5 protein-coding genes are annotated in these 5,425 nt (G+C 44.0%); all 5 read left to right on the top strand.

The features are described from left to right. Positions 1 to 822, top strand: an 822-nt coding sequence (locus LHW48_08800) for a DUF933 domain-containing protein (protein MCB5260548.1), incomplete at its 5' end; no start/stop codon positions are given. Between the two features lie 14 nt (positions 823 to 836). After that, a complete protein-coding gene (locus LHW48_08795; protein ID MCB5260547.1) occupies positions 837 to 3,074 on the top strand; it encodes a DNA translocase FtsK in 2,238 nt (745 codons plus the stop codon). Further along, positions 3,061 to 3,672, top strand: coding sequence for an outer membrane lipoprotein carrier protein LolA (locus LHW48_08790; GenBank protein ID MCB5260546.1), 612 nt, complete (start codon positions 3,061 to 3,063; stop codon positions 3,670 to 3,672). Before LHW48_08795 ends, LHW48_08790 begins: the two co-directional genes overlap by 14 nt. Continuing rightward, positions 3,669 to 4,745 carry an NTP transferase domain-containing protein gene (locus LHW48_08785; GenBank protein MCB5260545.1) on the top strand — a complete coding sequence of 359 codons (1,077 nt, stop codon included), beginning with the start codon at positions 3,669 to 3,671 and terminating at the stop codon, positions 4,743 to 4,745. The genes LHW48_08790 and LHW48_08785 overlap by 4 nt, the downstream gene beginning before the upstream one ends. Positions 4,746 to 4,763: 18 nt before the next feature. Further along, the coding region (locus LHW48_08780) for a nitroreductase family protein (protein MCB5260544.1) at positions 4,764 to 5,425 on the top strand (662 nt) is incomplete at its 3' end.

Genomic DNA, 5,425 nt, shown 5'->3' with positions numbered 1-5,425 from the left:
ATATTCTCCGGCATTAAGAGTTGTGAGGCCTTTGCACTGGTGTTGCGGGCGTTTGCGGATGAAGAATTGGATCAGCTTTATGGCGATCAAGACCCGCTAAAAGTAATCAGTCATTTTGAGGATGAGATGATTTTGAGCGATATGGTAGTAGCCGAACGTAGATTAGAGAAGATCGAGCTGGGCTATAAACGAGGAGTTAGAACGCCTGCAGTGCAGATCGAAGAAAAGGCACTTAGGCGGATTTTGGAACACTTGCAGGAAAACAAGTGCATTCGGGAGCTTGAGCTTCCTCCAGAAGAAGAAAAGGCTGTTCGCGGCTTTCAATTCTTTAGCTCGAAACCATTGTTGGTGTTGTTGAATTGTAGAGAAAATGAGTTTAAAACAGAACTAGAGGCATTTAAAGAAATCGCCAGTCGAGGCTATCTGGTGCAACAAATAGCGGGCAAGTTTGAGCAGGAATTGAGCCTTTTAGAAGAAGATGAAGCAGCTTTGTTTATGGCAGATCTTGGTATTCAACATTCCATTAAAGACCGCATCACAATGCTGTGTTATGAGCTATTAGGACTTATCAGCTTCTTTACCGTTGGCGAAGATGAAGTTCGCGCTTGGACCATTACCAAAGGGACAAATGCTGTAAATGCAGCAGGTAAAATACATAGCGATCTGGCCCGGGGTTTCATCCGTGCAGAATGCTTTTCCTACGAAGCAATAATAGCGCACGGAAGTGAAAAACACCTCAAGGAAAAAGGTCTCTTCCGCTTGGAAGGTAAAGAATACGTGGTGCAGGACGGCGATATCCTGAGCATCCGCTTTAACGTTTAAAAAAAAGGAACGCTATGCCCCCGAAAAAGAAAAAGAAGAAAGTACAAGCCAAAGATATGAGTGCCATGCAAAAACGCCTGATTTCAGCGGCATTGTGCTTGATCGCTCTTTTGGTCATTATCTCACTTCTTACCGGATATCAGAACATCGAAAAGGATATGAGGGTGCTGCGTGAAAATGGCAATATCTTTAGTTGGTTTTCTTCACAAGAATCCACCAGCAATCCCATTGGCGTATTTGGAGTCTTGTTTGGTTATGTATTTATCTACATTTTTGGCTATTGGCTGGCATTATTATCTTTCGTAATAATATTTAGCATCTCTTTTATGTACTTCGTGGAGCCACATAAGGGCGTAATTCGCCAAAAAGCCTATGCTTTGGTATTGGTTCTCTTCTTGTTACAAGCATTGCTGTCATCCACTCAAACAGGCTATACACACAGCATTCTGCCCTTGTTCATTTATAGAATACTCTCGGCTGTATTTGGTAATATGGGCGCCAAAATTGTACTTGTTGGGGGCATGATACTAAGTTTGCTGCTGATATTGGAATTCAGCCACATCAAGCAATGGATTTTGCTTTTGTGGGAAGATGGTGCGCGAAAAAAAGAAGCTAAAACAAGAAATATCAACATAGATACGGGCAATAGTACTAAGCCAGAAAGCGAGAGCAAACCGCAGATTATGGATCATGTTGAACGAGATGCTCCTAACGTGCAGATGGCAGAACCATTAATGCAAAGCACTAAAACTCATGAGAGTGTTCCTCAAAAAGTGGTTTTAGAAGGTTTTGAGGATGAGCGAGAATATCAGATGCCCAATGTGGAAGACTTCTTGGAAAGTCCAGTGAAGCTCTCCGAAAAAGATCGCCGGGAAATTGAGGCACAGATATTGGACACTAGCGCTATCTTGCAAAATAAGCTGGCAGAGTTTAACATTGAAGCTGAGGTAAAAAACGTAAATATTGGACCCATCATCACTCAATATGAATTGGAGCCCGCCAAAGGCGTAAAAGTAAGTAAGTTTTCTTCTTTGGCAGACGATCTTGCCTTGGCAATAAAAGCCAAATCTATCCGTGTTCAAGCACCGATACCGGGGCGCGGTCTTATTGGTATCGAAATTCCCAATCTCACCCGTGATATGATCTACTTAAAAGACCTTCTGCTATGCGAAGATATGCAAAAGCACAAATCTCGTCTCGCCTTCGGTTTGGGAAAAGATATCTCCGGCAAAGCAATTGTTACCGACCTCGCTAAAATGCCGCATCTCCTGATTGCTGGTGCTACTGGAAGCGGTAAATCGGTGTGCATAAACACTATCTTGATGAGCTTGATTATGCGCACCACACCAGATGACCTACGCTTGATCTTGATTGATCCTAAACGAGTGGAATTAGCTGGCTACACAGAAGTCCCACACCTCATCGGCAATGTGGTTACCGATCCCGATACGGCATTGGAAACCATGTATTGGGCGGTGAAAGAAATGGAACGACGATATGAATTACTACAAGAAGCTAAAGTACGTGAAATAATCGGTTATAACGAAAGAAGCACTCAAGATGTAAGCATGGAACACCTCCCCTACATCGTTATTGTGGTAGATGAATTTGCCGATCTCATTATGACCAGCGGCAAAGATATAGAATTGCCTATCACCCGCCTGGCACAAATGGCGCGTGCCGTAGGCATTCACCTGATCTTGGCTACGCAACGTCCATCCATCAAAGTAATAACGGGAATTATCAAGGCAAATTTCCCCGCTCGCATCGCTTTTCAAGTTACTTCCCGCGTGGATAGCCGCGTTATCTTGGATATGATTGGAGCCGAACGCCTGCTCGGTAATGGCGATATGCTCTTCTTACCGCCGGGAAAGGCTGCCCCAGAACGCATACATGGAGCTTATGTTTCAGATCGTGAAATAACCCGCGTAAATGAATATCTGGCAACACAACCAAAACCAAAACAAGATTTTATCATTAAAACAGAATCCGATAATACCTCCGATAACGGATTCTTCGAGTGGGACGACGAGCTTTTCCCAGAAGCGGCACGTGTGATTGTTCGTTCTGGCACGGCATCAGTTTCGATGCTTCAGCGCCACTTTAAAATTGGTTATGCCCGTGCAGGCAGGTTGGTAGATCTTTTGGAGCGGGCACAAATAGTAGGACCGCATTTGGGCAGTAAATCGCGCGATGTATTGGCAAACCGGGAAGACCTCATTCGCTTAGGAGTAATGAATGAAGAAGATTAGCCTGATTGTGCTGCTTATGTGCTCACTATTAGCAGCTCAAACCACCACTGACCTGTATAACAAGCTAAACAACCGATATAAGAATATCGTTAGCTTTCAAGCCGATATTACGCAAGTAAACCACTTTGTCCAACTTAAGCGCAGTATTGAATATCAGGGAAAATTCTATTTCGAGAAAAACCGCATGCTGATGTCTTTCACCAATCCTTCTATTCAGCGTTTATTCATCCATAATGGAGCCGCCGAGCTTTTCGATGCAGATTCTGGTACACTCTTTAAGAGCCAAGTAACGCCAGAATTCAATAAAATGAATCCAATCGAGATTCTGGAACACTTTTGGAAGCGTAGCGAAGTGAGGATAATTGAGCAAAGCAAAGGACAAAGTAAAGTGACGCTTAGCCCCAAACAAGATCCTCTCATCCACAAACTGGAAGCTACTATCAATAGCGGCTCCGGCATTGTTACCCAGCTTAGTTACACAGATAAATCGGCCAATACAGTACGCTATGAGTTTTCAAACATCCTTTTGGATAAGAAGATAGACCCCTCAATCTGGCAATACAACTATCCCAAAACTACAAGGATTATTGAGCAATGACCACTCAAAAAGGAAGAATGATTGCCCTGATAATGGCAGGTGGGGCTGGAACCAGATTTTGGCCAATGAGCCGCAACAGCCAGCCCAAACAATTTCTAGCACTTGATGGCAATCGTTCGATGATCCAACTTACCGTAGATCGCCTGCTGCCTATTATCCCTTTGAACGACATATATATTGTTACCGCAAAAAGTCAGGTTCTGCTGGTTAAAAAGCATTTACCCGCATTAGCTCCGGAAAATATCATCATAGAACCATTTGGCATGAATACAGCCCCTTGTATTGCGCTAAGCACAGAGTATTTAAAAGCCAAATATGCCAAAGACACCGCCATGATTGTGTTGCCTGCAGACCATATTATAAAAGATCAAGATACCTTTATCCGCAAGCTGCATCAGGCTGTAGAGGCGGCAACAAAAGAGCGTTTGATAACTTTTGGAATTGTACCAGATTACCCTGCAACCGGATACGGATACATAGAAGCCGGAGACAAATTGGAAGAAGATTTGTTCGCTGTAAAACGCTTCAAAGAGAAGCCAGATTTGCCTACTGCCAAAAGCTTTCTTGCTCAAGGCGGCTTTTATTGGAATAGTGGAATGTTTTGTTGGAGTTTAGACACCATATCCAATGCTTTTGCCACTCATCTACCCCAAGTAAATAAGCTCTGTTTGCAAATTGCCCACGCCTGGCAGCAAGAAGGCCTTAACGCCAATATTGAAGCCATATATCGGCAAATGCCGCGCGTGCCGATTGATATTGGCATCATGGAAAAAGCCGAAGCCCGCTGCGTTATTCCTGCAGATATGGGTTGGAGCGATGTAGGCAGTTGGAAAGCCCTTGCCGAAATTATCCCCACCGACATTCAAGGCAATTTCGCCTCTGCCCCACTTTTTAGCAAAGATGCCCGCAACAACTTTATTAAAACCAACAAATTTACCGCTGTTATAGGCTTGGATAACATCTGCGTTGTGGAAACAGATGACGCCCTCCTCATTGTATCCAAAGATCGCAGTGAAGACGTAAAATATGTGGTAGAACACCTCAAACAAGAAGAGCTTACAAGTTTGCTCTAATATAAAAAGGAGACGCAAATGGACGCCAGAACTTTTGATTATTTGTACTACAAAACTCACGGATACACCGACGAACAAATCCGCCAGGAAAGTGGCATGAGTGAAGAGGAGCTGGAATTGATGGAAAAAGCCATGCGACCTATTTTAGCGGAGATTGAAGCTGAACGCCCAAAAGCAAAAAACATAGGTCCAGAATTTGTAAAGCTTACTCGATATGTTTATGCCGATAAAAGCGATCAACAGCTTGGAATAAGCCGCCCAGACGCTATTAAAGCCCGCAGCGGTGAACTGGTTGCCTTACCCGCAGTGGGCACCTTAGATTTTCGCCAACTCAGCTTACAGGATGCCATCTCCAAACGGCGTAGTTTGCGTGAATTTAGTGAAGAATCGCTTAGTGCGGAGGAGCTTTCCTTTTTACTCTATTGTAGCAGTTGGGCGCGTGATTTCCGCAGTAATGAACGGATGGAAATTACTTTTCGAAATGTACCTTCTGCCGGCAGCCGCCATCCCATCGAGTGCTTTCTGGATATCCACCGGGTAAATGGCATTAAGAGCGGTTTGTATTATTACCACCCTATCAAACACTGCCTCATCCTACTTCAAGAGGGTTCGGACGTTCACCAAAAGATATTTGAAGGTTGTTTACGCCAAGAAATGGTGGCTAAGGCTGCAGTAAACTT

The sequence above is a fragment of the Candidatus Cloacimonadota bacterium genome, assembly GCA_020532355.1.
Classification (GTDB): Bacteria; Cloacimonadota; Cloacimonadia; order Cloacimonadales; family Cloacimonadaceae; genus UBA5456.
Note: the sequence above shows the minus strand (reverse complement) of the source record. Positions and strands in the feature narration are given on the sequence as shown.